The sequence below is a fragment of the Campylobacter sp. RM16189 genome, assembly GCF_012978815.1.
GTDB lineage: Bacteria > Campylobacterota > Campylobacteria > Campylobacterales > Campylobacteraceae > Campylobacter_A.
The window spans coordinates 148698-164947 of sequence record NZ_LIWR01000044.1 but is presented as its reverse complement, the minus strand read 5'-3'; the positions used below and the strand labels follow the sequence as shown (position 1 = coordinate 164947).

14 protein-coding genes are annotated in these 16250 nt (G+C 40.6%); 8 read left to right on the top strand and 6 right to left on the bottom strand.

From position 1 onward, the window contains the following. Nucleotides 1-145: 145 nt before the first annotated feature. The 5 genes from CDOM16189_RS08965 to rsmA all read right to left on the bottom strand — a co-directional run bounded on the left by CDOM16189_RS08965 (nucleotide 146) and on the right by rsmA (nucleotide 5412). Nucleotides 146-589, bottom strand: coding sequence for a DUF417 family protein (locus tag CDOM16189_RS08965; RefSeq protein WP_170000988.1), 444 nt, complete (start codon nucleotides 587-589; stop codon nucleotides 146-148). 93 nt (nucleotides 590-682) lie between these two features. Then, nucleotides 683-1447, bottom strand: coding sequence for a pseudouridine synthase (locus CDOM16189_RS08960; RefSeq protein ID WP_170001007.1), 765 nt, complete (start codon nucleotides 1445-1447; stop codon nucleotides 683-685). Between the two features lie 14 nt (nucleotides 1448-1461). Then, nucleotides 1462-2424, bottom strand: a complete 963-nt coding sequence (locus CDOM16189_RS08955; RefSeq protein ID WP_169975347.1) for a KpsF/GutQ family sugar-phosphate isomerase — start codon at nucleotides 2422-2424, stop codon at nucleotides 1462-1464. Nucleotides 2425-2432: 8 nt separating this feature from the next. Next, a complete protein-coding gene (locus tag CDOM16189_RS08950) occupies nucleotides 2433-4604 on the bottom strand; it encodes a ribonuclease J (RefSeq protein ID WP_170000987.1) in 2172 nt (723 codons plus the stop codon). Further along, on the bottom strand, nucleotides 4561-5412 hold the full coding sequence (gene rsmA / locus CDOM16189_RS08945) for a 16S rRNA (adenine(1518)-N(6)/adenine(1519)-N(6))-dimethyltransferase RsmA (protein ID WP_170000986.1): 852 nt from the start codon (nucleotides 5410-5412) through the stop codon (nucleotides 4561-4563). The genes CDOM16189_RS08950 and rsmA overlap by 44 nt, the downstream gene beginning before the upstream one ends. Before the next feature lie 194 nt (nucleotides 5413-5606). Here rsmA and CDOM16189_RS08940 point away from each other — a divergent pair, with 194 nt between their 5' ends. From CDOM16189_RS08940 to rlmN, 6 genes are all read left to right on the top strand, one after another. Further along, on the top strand, nucleotides 5607-6440 hold the full coding sequence (locus tag CDOM16189_RS08940; protein ID WP_170000985.1) for an ABC transporter ATP-binding protein: 834 nt from the start codon (nucleotides 5607-5609) through the stop codon (nucleotides 6438-6440). Between the two features lie 12 nt (nucleotides 6441-6452). Then, nucleotides 6453-8048, top strand: a complete 1596-nt coding sequence (locus CDOM16189_RS08935) for a DUF4857 domain-containing protein (protein ID WP_169975355.1) — start codon at nucleotides 6453-6455, stop codon at nucleotides 8046-8048. 82 nt (nucleotides 8049-8130) lie between these two features. Then, on the top strand, nucleotides 8131-8598 hold the full coding sequence (locus CDOM16189_RS08930; RefSeq protein WP_169975357.1) for a cupin domain-containing protein: 468 nt from the start codon (nucleotides 8131-8133) through the stop codon (nucleotides 8596-8598). 122 nt (nucleotides 8599-8720) lie between these two features. Next, nucleotides 8721-9476, top strand: a complete 756-nt coding sequence (gene hisF, locus CDOM16189_RS08925) for an imidazole glycerol phosphate synthase subunit HisF (RefSeq protein WP_169975358.1) — start codon at nucleotides 8721-8723, stop codon at nucleotides 9474-9476. A 76-nt stretch (nucleotides 9477-9552) separates the two neighbouring features. Beyond that, a complete protein-coding gene (locus CDOM16189_RS08920) occupies nucleotides 9553-10119 on the top strand; it encodes a phosphorylase family protein (RefSeq protein ID WP_169975360.1) in 567 nt (188 codons plus the stop codon). Further along, complete coding sequence (gene rlmN, locus CDOM16189_RS08915) at nucleotides 10116-11177, top strand: dual-specificity RNA methyltransferase RlmN (RefSeq protein WP_169975362.1); 1062 nt, start codon at nucleotides 10116-10118, stop codon at nucleotides 11175-11177. Before CDOM16189_RS08920 ends, rlmN begins: the two co-directional genes overlap by 4 nt. 158 nt (nucleotides 11178-11335) lie before the next feature. On the opposite strand, the gene CDOM16189_RS08910 is transcribed toward rlmN, so the two are convergent. Next, nucleotides 11336-12259, bottom strand: a complete 924-nt coding sequence (locus CDOM16189_RS08910) for a pseudouridine synthase family protein (protein ID WP_169975364.1) — start codon at nucleotides 12257-12259, stop codon at nucleotides 11336-11338. A 146-nt stretch (nucleotides 12260-12405) separates the two neighbouring features. On the opposite strand from CDOM16189_RS08910, the gene purB reads away from it, so the two are divergent. Then, nucleotides 12406-13734: an adenylosuccinate lyase gene (gene purB / locus CDOM16189_RS08905; RefSeq protein WP_169975365.1), complete on the top strand. Its 1329-nt coding sequence runs from the start codon at nucleotides 12406-12408 to the stop codon at nucleotides 13732-13734. Between the two features lie 121 nt (nucleotides 13735-13855). Then, entirely contained in the window at nucleotides 13856-16228 is a 2373-nt protein-coding gene (locus CDOM16189_RS08900) for a ribonucleoside-diphosphate reductase subunit alpha (RefSeq protein ID WP_169975367.1), read from the top strand. Nucleotides 16229-16250 lie beyond the last annotated feature (22 nt).

Here is a 16250-nt window from a genome sequence, read left to right as displayed (position 1 = left end):
ATTATTCATTTGAGCAAGTATATAACTTTAAAAATAGTTTGTCAAGGATGAAATTTGCTGAAATTAAAAGCCAAATTTGATTTATTAACCCGCACAGCTTTTTAGCGATTAGGTTTATTTATCGTGCGAGTTTGAAAGTGTAAATTTAGACTAGCGAGGCTTGGTTGCGAGCTTTTTGTATTCTGATTAGATCGTATTTTAGGATGATAAACCCAAGTGCAACCATGAAAATATCTTTTAGTATGAAGCCATCTGGCTTGCCAAGTTGTGGCATAAGGCTAAGTGTGGTAAACCCCGTCATGATAACGATAAGTGAACCTAAAACTCCAGCTTTTGGCTTTTTATATCCAACCGCAAGGGCTATGTAGGCGATACTTTCAACAATGCCTAAAAAATAGCTTGCTCCGTGAAAGCCGAAAATAGTATAGAGAAAATTTAGCCAAGTGCCCGAGATGATCGGCTTTAAAAGCTCTACTTCAAACTCAAACCATTTGTAGTTGCCAAATAAAAACAGCACTAAGATGAGCGCAAATCTTGCGAATTTGATCTCGAATTCCGAACTGATAAATTTGTGAATTAAATTTTGCATGTTTGTCCTATTTTTTAAAATTTGCAAAATTGTAATAAAAGAAGTGTTATGTAGTGTGAAATTTAAGAATTTAGCCGAAGAGGTCGGCTAAATTTAGTAGCGAATTTTGTTGGTTTTTAAAAAATCCCTTAGATCTTCGTATTCGCTGTTTTCAAAGTAGCGCCATTTGCCGGGCTTTAGCATACCAAGATCAACTCGCCCGAAACTAACGCGCTTCAGATCCATAACTTCAAGATCAAAATATCCAAAAAATCTTCTTAGCTCTCGGTTTTTACCCTCGTTTATGATGACTTTTAGCTTTGTGTATCCTCCGCTTGAGCCAAAAATTTTATACGCTAAAAAAGGCTTAAATTCCATTGATTTGATCTCGGTTTTAGCATGTGCGCCTTTGGTTGCGTCTGCGGCGAAAAAGCCCTCTTGCATCGCGGTTATCACCTCCTGCCCTACTTCGCCTTTCACTTTTAGATAGTACATTCTTTCTATGTCGCTTTCCATGAGCGCAGTTGCGATTGCAGGCGCGTCAGTTAGCAGCAAAAGCCCTTCGCTCGCATAATCAAGCCTGCCAACGCTTACAAATTTAGCAAAATTTCGCGGCAAGCTATCATATATCGTCTTTCGTCCGCGATCATCTTTTTTGCTAACGAGCTCGCCCTTTTGTTTGTGATAGACGATCACTGTAAAATCCTTTTTAAGCTTCACCGGGCGACCGTTTAGCTTAACTTTATCTTTATCGCTAACGCTTGTGGCAAGCTCGCTAACAACTCGGTTATTTACGCTAACTTTGCCGTTTTTGATTAATTCGTCAGCCTCTCGGCGCGAGTAGCTTGTGTTGTGCGAGATGAATTTATTTAGTCTCATTTTTGAATTTTCCATCATAGCCCCAAGCTCGATAAATCGTGTATGTGTAGCACTCCGATCGGTCTTTCGCCCTCGTCAAGCACTACTAAAATTTGGATCTTATACTCTTCAATCAGCCTTAGCGAATCTATTGCTAACATCTCTTTGTTTGTTAGTGTTTTTGGTGTTTTAGTTGCGTAAGTTATCGCTTTTTCGTTGATGTCAAAACTCTCGCTCATGAGCGCTCTACGTAAGTCCCCGTCGCTTAAAACGGCTTTTAATTTGCCCTCGCCATCAACCAGCAGTACATTGCCAAGCTTGCCGTGAGTCATCGCATCAATCGCGGTTTTTAAACTAACGTCATCTTTTATGATCGGTAAATTTTGCGTTTTCATCACGTCTTTGACCTTGACAAATAGCCTTTTTCCAAGGCTTCCGCCCGGGTGGAAATTTGCAAAATCCTCTTGCCTAAATTCTCTTTTTCTCATCAGGCAAACCGCAAGCGCGTCGCCAAGTGCTAAAGTTAGCGTGGTTGATGTTGTCGGAGCGATATTTAGCGGGCAGGCCTCTTTGATGATGTCTAAATTTAAAAGCGCGTCGCTAAATTTGCCAAGGCTACTTTCCTTGCTCTTTGCCATGCCGATTATCTTGATGTCAAATCGCTTGATATGCGGCAAAATTCGAACGAGCTCATCACTCTCACCGCTAAAGCTTATCGCCAAAACAACGTCATTTTCATCTATCATACCAAGGTCGCCGTGCATCGCTTCGGTCGGGTGTATAAAAAAGCTTGGCGTGCCCGTGCTTGCAAGCGTGGCAGCTATCTTAGCGCCGATATGACCGCTTTTGCCGACTCCCGTTACGATAACCTTGCCTTTGGCGTTATACATCAAATTTACCGCCTCATCTATCTCGCTTCCAAGCTTGTTAGCCTGACGAATGAGCTCGGCGGCCTCTTCTTTCAGCACTTCGCTTGCGATTTGTATCATATCTTGCATTTTAAACCTTACATCAAATAAATTATCGGAACGATAGTCGGGTATTTTTTCACTTTTCTAAATATATGCTTTCTTATCACTTGGCGCACCTGGCTTTCAAGCATGCGGCTGTCTTTTAGCAGCTCCTCTTTTACGTTGCTTAAAAACTGCACGAGCACCTCTTCCATCTCTTTGCTAAATTCCCCGTCTTGCTTGTCTGCAACAAGACCGTAGCTAACTACGCGCGGTTTGTTTATGAGCTTTTGGCTGTGGCGTGAAATTTGAGCGATGATCATGACTACGCCCGCTTCTGCTAAATTTTGGCGGTCGATAATGACATCGTCTGAAATTTGCTTGTTGATTTGATTATCTATAAAGACTTTACCGGTCTTAACGGTTTTTGCTCGTTTCATGTATTTTTGGCAAATTTCAACCTGATCGCCATCACTCATAAGATATATGTTTCGCTCGTCCACTCCGCAGCTTATGGCTGTCTCTTTGTGTTTTGCGATGTGGTTGTATTCACCGTGAACCGGAAGGAAAAATTTAGGCTTGGTTAGGCGGATCATGAGCTTTTGCTCCTCTTGCGCGGCGTGTCCGCTTACGTGAATTTCGCTAAAATCCTGATACGCTACGCTTGCGCCTGATTTTATTAAGAAATTTAGCACCGTCGATACGCTTCCTTCATTTCCAGGGATCGCTTTAGAGCTTATTATGATCTGATCGGTCGGCTTGATTTTTATATATTTATGCTCATCGGTCGCCATGCGATATAGCGCGCTCATCGTTTCGCCTTGGCTACCGGTGGTTACGATTAGCACCTCGTTGTCTTTGTATTTGCCGACTTCATTTGCGTCTATGAAAATTTTCTTATCAAGCTTTACGTAGCCTAGCTCCATTGCCGTGTATAAGTTTCGCTCCATGCTTCTGCCGATGACGCAGACTTTGCGGTTATATTTAAGCCCCCACTCGATAGCCTGATATACGCGGTGGATGTTTGAGCTAAATGTGCTCATTATCACGCGCCCTTTGGATTTGGCAAATATCGCGTCAAAGGTCTTTCCTACGCTGCTTTCGCTCTTTGTGATACCTTCTCTATAGCTGTTTGTGCTATCACTCATCAAGCACAGCACGCCTCGCTCGCCGTAGTATGCGATACGTCCTAAGTCGGTCGGATAACCGTCTATGGGCGTGTGATCTATCTTAAAGTCACCCGTGTGCAAGATCGTACCCGCCTTTGTCGTGATAGCAAGTGCGGATGAGTCGATAATCGAGTGAGTTATATGTATCCACTCCACTTCAAAATCACCGATCAGATAAGGCTTTCGCTTTTCAACCGAGCGAAATAGCGAACGCTCCTGCTTTAGCCCATGCTCTTCAAATTTGTTATTTATCATTCCAAGCGGAAGAGGCGTGGCGTAGATAGGGAATTTAAACTCTTTGTAAAAATACGGCACCGCACCGATGTGATCTTCGTGCGCATGAGTTATGATAACGCCTTTTATCTTGTCTTTTATCTTTCGCACGTAGTCAAAGTCAGGTATGAGTATATCAACTCCGTGCATGCTCTCGCTTGGAAAGCTCATGCCGATATCTACGATTATCGCGCTTGTTTCGGTCTCAAACACCGTCATGTTTCCGCCGATCTCGCCAAGTCCGCCAAGAGGAGTTACACGGACTTTGTGATCGCTTGAATTTAGATATTTTAGCGGTTCAAGGCGAAGCTCATGAGTGGCTTTGTTCGCCTCTATCGCGCTTGCGATGTCTTGTTGCCATTGCTCGTTGCCGTTTAGTTTGGCGGGCAAATTTTTTTTCGGTTTTTTACTCTTTTTTGGCTTTTGAGTGTCATCGTTTGAGCCGTTTTGGTTATTTTGCTGAGTGCTAGCATTTTTATTTTCAGCGTTTTTCTTGCCGTTTTTTGAATTGTTTTGAGAATTTTGTCCGCCATTTTGAGAATTTTGTTTTTTGTGCTGCTTTGAGTTGGCTTTTTTGCCGTTTTGTTTAGCGGAGCTTTCGTGGCTTTTATTTTGCGTTTCTCTGTCAAAAGAGGCCGCAAAAAAATTATCTATAACGTTATTGCTGGCTTTTTGTTCGGCACTTATTTCTGCATTGTTTTCGCCTTGATTGTTTTTGTTTTTCGGGCGAAATCTTCGCTTTTTATTGCTCTTTCCTTTGGAGACTACAACTTTGTCTTCGTTCATCTTTTACCTTTAATTTTTCAAATATTTTTAGATAAAGATTGACATCGATCTCATGAGGACGTAAATTTTGGCTCAAATTTAGCTCGCCGTAAATTTCAGCCAGCAAGCATTTATCGAAATTTGCCGATAAATTTTTACTAAGCGTCTTTCTCGGTGCGCTAAAGGCGGTTTTTAGAAATTTTTTAAATTTTTCATACTCGAATTCGGTATTAAAAACAGCATTTTTGCCTATCAAATTTTTGCTTTTTTGGATCTTTATAACAGATGAGGTTACCTTTGGAGGCGGGTTAAAACACTCGCTAGCCACGTCAAAAAGTAGCTCGCAGCCACCTTGAAGCGAAGCTAGAATCGCCAGTGCGCTAAATTCGCTCTCACCGCCTTTGGCGCTAAATTTGACCGCGACCTCTTTTTGTATCATCACAACAAGCCCGCGACATCTCTCATCTTCGATAGCGTTTAAAATCATCTTGGTGGCGACGTAGTAGGGCAAATTTGCCGTTAAAAAGTAGTCTGTCTCACTCAAACCGCTTTCGTCCCACCGACTTAACGCATCTGCGCAAAAAAGTCTTAATCGTCCGTCTTTGATCTCTTTTGCAAACTTTTTTTCAAGCAGTTCGTAAAGCTCGCCGTCTATCTCGTAGCTCGTAACCGAATCTGAAATTTGCAAAATTTTTGACGTCAAATCACCTAAGCCAGGCCCAATTTCTACTATGTTTTGCATATCTTTGGGAATCGATTGGATGATTTTGTTCAGCACATTTTGATCGTGTAAAAAATTTTGTCCAAAATGTTTCTTTGCCTTGATCATTTGGCAAATTTATCCAAACTTTGCTTATAAAAAGTTTATTTTGAAAAATAAATATCATTATGGCTATGTTTTTCATTGAAACTTGGACGAAATTTTAGCCCTGAATTTTTAGCATATTTATGATAATAACTCTTAAGATTCTCCTTATAAATAATGTAATAAAATTTTCAGTAATATTTTATATAAGGCTTTTTATGAATGCTATCGAAGTAAAGAACGTCACACATTTTTACGGTAAAAAGCTGATTTACGAAAATTTGAGTTTTAACGTAAAGCAGGGCAGCGTGTTTGGGATTTTGGGCAGAAACGGCGTGGGTAAGAGCACGCTTATAAATATCCTAATGGGCTATATCCGTCCAAAAAGCGGTGAGTGCAGGGTGCTTGGCAAAAATAGCTTCAGCCTTGACAGCGAGGCCAAGCGCGATATCGCCTTGCTATTTGAGGGATTTACAAGCTTTGATCATCTAAGTATCGCGCAGTATGAGGAGTTTTTATCCACGTTTTATCCGCGCTGGGACAGCAAAATTTATAACGATTTAGCAAAGCTTTTAAAACTTAGTAAGGATCAAAAGCTAAATTCCATGTCCTTTGGGCAAAAGTCCCAAGTTATCCTTGCTTCGCTGTTTGCGCAAGATGCCAAAGTGCTTATATTTGACGATTATTCTATGGGGCTTGATGCGGGATATAGGCGGCTTTTTGGCGATTATCTGAAGGACTATCTTGACGGCAAGGATAAGACTGTGATCGTCACAAGTCACGTAATGAGCGATCTTGAAAATTTGATCGATGAGTTTTTGATTGTCGAGCGAGGAGGGCGAATTTTTCAAAGCAAGATGAGCGAATTTATGCAGGATTTTAAGGTGTATAAGCTGCCGAAAGAATTTGATACAAGCGGAAAAAATTTCAAAAATATAGATGAATTTAAACATCATAAAATGGCTTACGGATTTGTAGATATCGACGGTTTTAAGACGCAAAATGCAAGTTTTGAGGATAAATTTTTAGGCTTTGTAGGCAGATACGAGTAGGGGGAGGGTGAAATGAGGTCGATATTTTTAAAAGAGATTACAAGGCTCGGGCTGTTTTTTGGATTTTTGATTTTGGTTTTGGCTCTGTTTTTTGCTTGGTTTAGCTTTGATCTTAGCTACAAATTCGGAGCTATTCATCCAGAATCAGTCGTCTGGTACGGCTATGTGTTTTTTGATAACGAGCCCGAATTTGTAACATTTGCCGCTATTTCGGCAAGCTTTGTCTGTGTGGCTTTGGCGCAGTTTTTACCGCAACGAAACCGTATAAAATGCCTGCTTCATCTGCCTGTGTCGAGCTTTCAAATTTTGATTTGGCACTATATTTTTGCCGCCTTGTTTTTTGTGGTTATTTGGGTTGTTTTTGGGGCTTGGCTTGTGTTTTTGGCAAGCAAATTTTATCCTATCGTCATCACAAAAGAGGTTTTTATAAACTGGTGCTATTTTTGTTTAAGCGCGGCGGTTTTTTACATATTTACAAGCTCGGTTTTGATCGATAAAAGAAGCCTTAGAGCGGCTATCTCAAGCGTGATTTTTGTAGTAGTTTGCTTTGCGGTTGTGTTTTACGTTAAGAGCTTTGTCTTGCTTCTTATTTTGCTTTTGGTCTCTATCTTGCTTGGATTTAATGCACTCATCTCGCACAAAGAAACTTCGATAAATTTAGCCTTTTTGCTAGTGATTTACGCAGGAATTTTAGCCATAGCGGGATTTGGCGGATATAAATTTTACGAGCATAAATTCGCAAACAAATCCGAAAGGTATTATATATTTTACTCGCCGAGCCTTAAAGAATTTGTATTTCAAGAGAATTTGGGCGGGCATTATTTCGCCTACAGAAGCGCTAGCGGAAAGGTTTTTAAAAACGAAACGGAGTATAAAAACGAGCTTGCCTTTAACTACTATATGGACTTAAAACAGCAAGGCAAAATGCCCGTTAAAATCGGCGATGAGGTATTTAGCGAGGCTGATATAAGGCAGGCTAGGATGTCGATGACTTACGCGCCAAAGGACGGGGTGCCGATTGAAATTCCGCTCTATCCGCTCTTTAACCCCGATCCTAAAATTTCAGCCATACCTTTTAGCGATGATATGATTTATTTTGATAAGGATAAATTTCGCGTTTTTCATCATGACGGTGACGAGGAGAGCGAATTTAGCCAAATTTTAAATAAAGAGGCTAAAAATTTGGGCGTGAAATTTCCGATTCAGGCTGTTTTTGGAAGATTTACTAACCTAAAGCCTTTTGATGCGGGAGTGTTTTTTAAGGATAATTCGGGCGAGTTTTTTAATATCAAAATTTATGATAACAATGTAAGTTTTGAAGCGGTTAAGAGCCTTAAAAATTTTGAGTATCTGCATATAAACGAGAGTAAAAATAGCGAATTTATGGGGCTTGCATTCAATGAAGGCAAGATTTATCTATTTAGCAAAGAGTATGAGTTAAAAGAGCTTGAAACGACCAAATTTGATCCCTCTGCAATGCGTCTTAGGGTAAGCTTTGATCCGAAATTTTTACAAGTGAGATTTGATGACGGCAAAGATTACCGTGCGTTTGTTTTTGATAAGGATAACTTTAAGAAAATTAATGAAATTCATCTTAAAGCGCCTTAAATTTGAGCCGTTTTAAAAATGCTTAGTAATTGTAAAATTTGGATAAAATAAAGCCACGAAACTTTTATCCAAGGAGAGAGTTATGAAGAAATTTAGTCTTGCAGTTTGCTTTGTCGCGCTATCTTTTGGCGCTTTAAACGCTCACCCGCTCATACCTGAGACCGATAGGAGCGTGCAGGTCTATAAAAGAGACACGCTAGTTTCTTGGAACCGTGAAAATGCAGGCGGAGGCATGGGGCCTTTACTTGGGGATTTTGCGTATAACCGTCATCAGACAAGCGAACAAGACGCTTTTAGAGAGATAGGATGGCTAACCTTACCAAAGGGCGCCTCCATAGGGCTTCATAAACATATCGATAACGAAGATGTCTATATCATCATTTCAGGCAAAGGTGTGTTTACCGACTCTAACGGCAAGCAAACCGAAGTCAGCACAGGTGACGTAACTATCGCTCGTCCCGGACAAAGCCATGCTTTAGCAAACACGGGCGAAGAACCGCTTGTGTTTATAAATGTGGTCGCAAAAACGCAAATTCCGGATAAAAAATAAAATTTTTAGAGCAAGCTTTTTAAATTCGGCTTGCTCTTATCTGCTTTTTCTTGCTTTGATCTTCTGGCGGTTATTAAGTAAATTTTTGATAAAATCGGCAAAAATAACTTAAAGGGTAAGCCGTGAATAAATTTGCCAAACGCATAATCCCATGCCTTGATGTTAAAGACGGTCGTGTCGTAAAGGGCGTAAATTTCGTAGGTCTTGTAGATGCCGGAGATCCTGTGGAGATAGCCAAAAGATACAACGAAGAGGGTGCCGATGAGCTAACATTTCTTGATATCACGGCGACCCACTTGGGGCGAGACACCATCGTGGACGTAGTAGAAAAAGTGGCTCGCGAGCTTTTTATCCCGCTAACGGTGGGCGGAGGTATCAAGACTCTTGATGATATTTCACGGCTTTTAAACGTGGGCTGCGATAAGATAAGTCTAAACTCCGCAGCCATCCATAATCCGAATTTGATAGACGAAGCTGCGAAGAAATTCGGCTCTCAATGCGTTGTAGTCGCCATTGACGCGAAGAGTTTTGATGAAGATTATCATGTCTTTATAAACGGTGGCAGGATAGATACGGGCAAGGACGCTCTTGCTTGGGCGAAAGAGGCTAAAGATCGTGGCGCAGGTGAAATTTTACTGACCACGATGGATAAAGACGGCACTAAAAGCGGTTATGATTTGCGTATTACTAAGCTTTTTAGCGAGCTTGGTATACCTGTAATAGCAAGTGGCGGAGCGGGCAATATGCAGCATTTTAAAGAGGCATTTTTGGCAGGCGCCGATGCTTGTTTAGCCGCTTCGATTTTTCACTTTAGAGAAGTTGAAATAAAAAAACTTAAAGAGTATTTGCGTGAAAACGGGATTGAAGTTAGGTTGTGATGGCTAAATTTAATTTTTGTGGATTTGATTTTATGAATTTGAATTTTTCAAGCTTTAGTTTTACGGGACTTAAAAAATGATAATCTCTGCCGGTCAAAATGAAATTTTTGATTTTGCTTTGCCTATGGGAGTAGGACTTGTCGATATGAGCATAAATTTGACGAAATTTTTATGTGAAAATCAGCGAAATTTGCCTGATGAGATTTTATTTGTAGGTTCGGCAGGCATTTATAAAGATGGAAAAATTTTTGGAATTTATGAGAGTACGGTTGGTGCAAACATCGAAATTTCAAGCTTGGAAGACAAAAGCTATACTCCATGCAAGAAAGAAATTTCATCAATACAAATTTGTGACAAAAATTTAAATACCAAAGTTTCACATGAAACTATCCGAGTAAATTCTTCAAACTTTATCACAACTGATGAAAATTTGGCATATAGACTTGCTGAGCTTGGCTATGCTTTGGAAAATATGGAATTTTTTGCAGTTTTAAAAGTTGCAACAAAATTTAAAATTCCCGCCAGAGGTATATTCGTCGCAACAAATTTTTGCAACCAAAATGCACACCAGGATTTTGTAAAAAATCACCAAAAAGCCAAAGAGATACTTATAAATTCACTTAAAGAGAGAAATTTGATATGAAAAACATGCTTGATTATACACTTGATGAGCTTGAGGGTGAATTTAGCCCCAAATTTCGTTCTAAACAAATTTATGAGTGGATTTATAAGAAAAATGCAAATTCGTTTGACGAGATGTTAAATTTGCCCAAAGCTATGCGGGAGCATCTTAGAGAAGAGTTTTATTTCGATCCACTTAAATGCGTAAAAGCCGAACAGAGTAGCGACGGTTCTATAAAATATCTTTTTGAACTAAAAGACGGATACCGAATCGAAAGTGTTCTTTTGCCCATGAAAGAGGAGCAAAGCGATAAAGATGGCAAGCTAACACGGCATGCTCGCTATACGATATGTGTTAGTTCGCAGGTTGGCTGTAGAATGGGATGTTCGTTTTGTCTGACCGCTAAAGGTGGACTAACGCGTAATCTAACGCCCGGCGAGATCGTAGGTCAAATTTTGTGGATAAAAAAAGCTAACAATATACCTTATGAGAGGCGAATAAATATCGTTTATATGGGCATGGGCGAACCTCTTGATAATCTTACTAACGTTAGTAAAGCGATAAAAATTCTCATGGAAAATGACGGACTTGCTATAGGTGCAAGACGTCAGACAGTTTCAACCAGCGGGCTTGGCTCACAGATAAAAAAGCTTGGAGAGATGGATTTGGGTGTGTTGTTAGCGATATCGCTGCATGCCGTTACTGACGAGCTTAGAACGAAACTAATGCCTATAAATAAAGCTTACAATATCGAATCAGTTATGCAGGCTGTTAGAGAATTTCCCATCGATATGCGCAAACGGGTTATGTTTGAGTATCTTGTTATCAAGGATATGAATGACAGCATTAAGGATGCCAAAAAGCTTGTCAAGCTACTTCACGGCATCAAAGCAAAAGTAAATTTGATATATTTTAATCCCCACGAAGGAAGTTTGTATAAACGACCAGAGCTTGAGGATATGCTTAAATTTCAAGAGTATCTTAGGGGTCATGGGGTAACTTGTACTATTCGCCAAAGCAAAGGGCTTGATATTTCTGCTGCATGCGGACAACTCAAAGAGAGAAATGAGAGTGTATGACGGCTCTTGATATCGCTCAGATTATTTTTGTATCTATTGTTGTTGTTTTGGGACTATCTCTTATGGTAAAAGTTATGTTTTTTGAAGATAGGGATCAAAAATAATACTAACTTTTAAATTTTGTTAGTAAAATTTAACTAACAAAATTTAGCTTTTTACTAAGCTTGGTAAGCAAATTTCCCTTTCGCAAGCTTATAAAATTCTCTTTTTGCATCAAATTTTGTCTCTATATCATAAATTTGATCTTCTAACTCAAATGAAATTCTATCCGCATGAAGTAAAAGCCTCGAAGCTCCTGTTAAATTTATGCGCTCGATCTCACTCATATCTTTATCTAAAATTTTGATTATCTGCTCTTTTTGTAATCCGTAAAGCGGGTCGCCTAAAATTTTTCGTTCTACGTGAAACAAATGCAAGCGAATTTGGTGTTGCCTTCCCGTAAGCGGAATGGCTCTAACAAAAGTCGCGTCAATATCTTCAAAGTATTCTAGCGGTGAAATTTCAGTGATCGCCTCTTTACCATTTTCGCAAATTTGCATTCTCATCTTGACGTCGTCATAATCGTTTGCTAGATCCATCTTGGCATTTATGGTTAAATTTGTAGAAATTTTGCCTGAGACCATCGCGACATAGCTTTTTGCAACTTTTCTATTCTCAAAGAGCTTTTTTAATTGAATTTGCGAAATTTTATCTCGCGCTACTACGATTAACCCGCTCGTCTCGAAATCCAAGCGATGTGCCACACTTGCCTCACGCCCGTATAAATACCAAATTTCATCGTTGAGCGAGTATTCACAGTTTCTGCCGTTTGGGTGACTTAAAACTCCGCTTGGTTTGTCAAAAACTGCAAATTTATCGCACTCAAATATCGGCTTTAGTCCGCGCGGATTCGTTTCGTAGTCAATCAGGCAAATCTCACCGCTTAAAATAGCGTTTTTTTCACTCACTACTATTCCGTTACAAATTAACCTTCCTTTATCGATAAGCCGTTGAGCCTCTCTCATAGAAAAGCCCGAATTTGTCAAAATTTCATAGGCTTTTTGCCGGTTTGGGCGCGCGATAAATCTATTAACGTATGGCAAATTTAACTCTTTAATTTAAATTTTACTAAATAACCAAATATGAAATTTAAGTTCAAATTTAGCCGTTTATAACCCGTCTTTCAGGGCAGTTTTTGTATAATTTTTTTCTTAAAAAATTATACAAAAATATTCATAAAAGGCTAATTATGGTAGAACGATACTCTCGCAAGGAGATGGCTGATAAGTGGAGTATGCAGGCTAAGTATGACGCTTGGCTAAAAGTTGAGATAGCAGCGGTCAAGGCTTGGAACAAGCTTGGGTTCATAAGCGATGAGGACTGTGAAAAGATAGCTAAAAACGCAAAATTTGACATCGCTAGAGTAGACGAGATAGAAAAGACCACGAAGCATGATGTTATAGCATTTTTAACTAGTATTAGCGAGAGTTTGGGAGACGAGAGTCGTTTTGTGCATTACGGCATGACAAGTAGCGATTGTATCGATACGGCTGTTGCTTTGCAGGTAAGAGATAGCCTAGAGCTTATCATAAAAGATGTGCAAAATTTGATGAGTGCCATCAAAAAACGCGCTTATGAGCATAAGCATACATTGATGGTCGGCAGAAGCCACGGAATTCATGGCGAGCCGATAACATTCGGGCTTGTGCTTGCGATCTGGTATGACGAGATAAAAAGAGGTCTTGAACTTATAAAAAATGCAAAAGAAGTCATAAGCTACGGCAAAATTTCAGGCGCAATGGGAAATTTCGCGCATGCACCGCTTGAGCTTGAAGAATTTACTTGCGCCGAGCTTGGATTAAGCTGCGCGCCAGCAAGCAATCAAGTTATCCAGCGCGACCGCTATGCTCACGTTATAAACGCCATCGCAATCCTTGCTTCAAGCTGCGAAAAGATAGCCGTAGCCGTTCGCCACTATCAGCGCACTGAAGTTTATGAGTGCGAGGAGTATTTCAGCGCCGGACAAAAAGGCTCAAGCGCGATGCCGCACAAGCGAAATCCGGTTCTAAGCGAAAATATCACCGGTCTTTGCCGAGTTCTTAGAGGCTACATTATGCCTATGCTTGAAAACGTAGCGCTTTGGCACGAGCGCGATATCAGCCACAGCTCTGTTGAGAGATTTGTACTGCCTGATGCGTTTATAACGGCTGATTTTATGCTGGTTCGTCTTACAAATTTGATAGAAAATTTAGTCGTTTACCCTGAAAATATGATGAAAAATTTAAATCTAACGGGTGGGCTTGTCTTTTCTCAACGCGTGCTTTTAGAGCTTCCAAAACGCGGAATTTCACGCGAAGATGCCTATAAAATCGTACAAAGAAACGCGATGAAGGTTTGGGCTGATCTGCAGCAAAACAAGCCTGCGATAAATGAAAAAGGCGAGAGCTTGTATCTACAGAATTTGCTAAATGACGAGGATTTAAATAAGGCGCTTAGTAAGGATGAGATAAAGGCTTGTTTTGAGTATAGCTACTATACGAAAAATGTTGATAAAATTTTTGCAAGAGTGTTTAAATAATAATTTTGGCGGCTCAAGCCGGACTTAAGTGTCTGGTTTGAGCTTTTTTATTTTAATTAAACCGCTTGCGAATGGATAACTTAAATTTAATAACAAACAGAACAAAAAGATAAGGAAGTAAGTGAAAGTCATAAAACGTAACGGAAGAGCTGAAGAGCTTGATATAAGTAAGATCAAAAAATACACAGGTGCCGCGGTTGAAGGGCTAGAAAACGTAAATTTAAGCGAGCTTGAGGTCGATGCTAAGATTCAGTTTCGTGACATGATAACGACCGAAGAGATCCAGCAAACACTCATCAAGACCGCCGTGGATAAGATAGATATAGACCGCCCTAACTGGACTTTTGTCGCGGCGCGCTTGTTTTTGTACGATCTTTATCATAAGGTTACGGGTTATAACGGCTACAATCATCTGCGCGAATACTTTGAAAAGGGCGAGAAAGCAGGGCGCATTATCCCCGGACTTAAAGAAAAATACGATTTGGACGATCTAAACGATTACATTAAGCCTGAGCGCGACTTGCAGTTTGCCTATCTTGGTATAAAGACGCTTTATGATCGCTATTTGATTAAGGATAGCAAGGGTATGCCTATCGAGCTTCCGCAGCAGATGTTTATGGCTATTGCGATGTTTTTAGCGCAAAATGAGCTTGATTCTCAGGGTTGGGCTAAGAAATTTTACGACCTTATCAGCAAATTTGAAGTCATGCTTGCAACTCCTACTCTTTCAAACGCCCGCACAACTCGCCACCAGCTAAGTAGCTGCTATATCGGAAGCACGCCTGATAATATCGAAGGGATTTTTGATAGTTACAAAGAGATGGCGCTTTTAAGCAAATTTGGAGGCGGTATCGGCTGGGATTGGTGCAAGGTACGCGCTATGGGCGGCAGTATCGACGGACATAAAAACGCCGCAGGTGGAATTATACCATTCTTAAAAGTAACTAACGACATAGCCGTAGCGGTCGATCAGCTTGGCACGAGAAAGGGCGCTATAGCCGTATATGTCGAGCCTTGGCATATGGATGTAAGCGACTTCCTTGACCTGCGTAAAAATTCGGGCGAAGAAAGACGCAGGGCGCACGAGCTATTCCCATCGCTGTGGATAAATGATCTCTTTATGAAGCGACTTAAGTCAAATGATCGCTGGACGCTATTTGACCCTGCGCAAGTTAGCGATCTGTGCGACCTGTATGGCGAAGAATTTGAAAAGCGTTATGTGGAATATGAAAATGACGAGAGTATTCAGAAAAACACTATCTTGGCCAAAGAGCTTTGGAAAAAAATTCTAACCAGTTACTTTGAGACGGGCATGCCGTTTTTGTGCTTTAAGGATAATGCAAACAGAGCCAATCCAAACGATCACGACGGACTTATAAGAAGCTCAAATTTATGCACCGAAATTTTCCAAAATACCGAGCCGAATTATTACAAGATCAAAATAACTTTTGATAATGGCGAAGAGATGGTGTTTGATGAGGAAGATGACGTTACTATTGATAGCGGCATAACGAAAAAGGCTAAGAAGCTAAGTGCGCTTGACAGCCTTGACAAAAAGCAAATTTTCATAGTTGAGAAAGAAAACGTAGAGGGCAAAACAGCGGTTTGTAACCTGGCAAGCATAAATTTAAGCAAGATAAATTCCAAAGAGGACATCAAGCGAGTAGTGCCGATCGCCGTTAGGATGCTTGATAACGTAATCGATCTAAATTTCTATCCGCACAAAAAAGTAAAACATACGAATTTATCCTCTCGCTCGATCGGACTTGGCGTGATGGGCGAAGCGCAAATGCTCGCGCTTAAAGGCATCAAATGGGGTAGCTACGACCACCTAGCCTTGATAGATAGCATAATGGAAAATATGAGCTATCAGGCTATCTACTCAAGCTCAAATTTAGCCGTTGAAAAGGGTAAATACCCGACTTTTGAAGGCTCAAAATGGAGCAAGGGAATCTTCCCGATAGATGTAGCAAACGAAAACGCAAAAGCTCTCGTAAATCGCGGAGGGCTGTTTGATGAGGATGTTTGCGATTGGGATTGGTTGAGGCAGAAGGTTAAAACCGACGGCATGCGAAACGGCTATCTAATGGCTATTGCGCCGACTAGCTCGATATCTATCCTTGTGGGCACCACGCAGACGATTGAGCCTGTGTATAAACGCAAGTGGTTTGAACAAAATTTAAGCGGTATGATACCGACTGTCGTGCCTGATCTGAGCCCTGATACGTGGCAGTTTTACACGCCTGCATATGAGCTTGATCAAAGAGTCTTGGTAAAAGCCGGCGCTATCCGCCAAAAGTGGATAGATCAAGGACAAAGCCTAAATATATTCATGAGCCTTGATAAGGCAAGCGGCGGCTATCTGAACGAAATTTATACGCTTGCTTGGGAGCTTGGACTTAAATCAACATATTATCTACGCTCCGAAAGCCCTGATAGCAACAAAGTAAATAATGTAGCCGATCGCTCTATCGAGTGTGAGGGGTGTCAGTAATACAGAGACTTTTCAGGTCTCT

Excerpts from the sequence above, each read along its gene's own strand:
- CDOM16189_RS08920 (WP_169975360.1), top strand. The coding sequence starts at position 9,553 with ATGATAATCTCTGCCGGTCAAAATGAAATTTTTGATTTTGCTTTGCCT.
- CDOM16189_RS08935 (WP_169975355.1), top strand. The coding sequence starts at position 6,453 with ATGAGGTCGATATTTTTAAAAGAGATTACAAGGCTCGGGCTGTTTTTT.
- rlmN (WP_169975362.1), top strand. The coding sequence starts at position 10,116 with ATGAAAAACATGCTTGATTATACACTTGATGAGCTTGAGGGTGAATTT.
- purB (WP_169975365.1), top strand. The coding sequence starts at position 12,406 with ATGGTAGAACGATACTCTCGCAAGGAGATGGCTGATAAGTGGAGTATG.
- CDOM16189_RS08965 (WP_170000988.1), bottom strand. The coding sequence starts at position 589 with ATGCAAAATTTAATTCACAAATTTATCAGTTCGGAATTCGAGATCAAA.
- CDOM16189_RS08950 (WP_170000987.1), bottom strand. The coding sequence starts at position 4,604 with ATGAACGAAGACAAAGTTGTAGTCTCCAAAGGAAAGAGCAATAAAAAG.
- CDOM16189_RS08940 (WP_170000985.1), top strand. The coding sequence starts at position 5,607 with ATGAATGCTATCGAAGTAAAGAACGTCACACATTTTTACGGTAAAAAG.
- CDOM16189_RS08955 (WP_169975347.1), bottom strand. The coding sequence starts at position 2,424 with ATGCAAGATATGATACAAATCGCAAGCGAAGTGCTGAAAGAAGAGGCC.
- CDOM16189_RS08960 (WP_170001007.1), bottom strand. The coding sequence starts at position 1,447 with ATGAGACTAAATAAATTCATCTCGCACAACACAAGCTACTCGCGCCGA.
- rsmA (WP_170000986.1), bottom strand. The coding sequence starts at position 5,412 with ATGATCAAGGCAAAGAAACATTTTGGACAAAATTTTTTACACGATCAA.
- CDOM16189_RS08930 (WP_169975357.1), top strand. The coding sequence starts at position 8,131 with ATGAAGAAATTTAGTCTTGCAGTTTGCTTTGTCGCGCTATCTTTTGGC.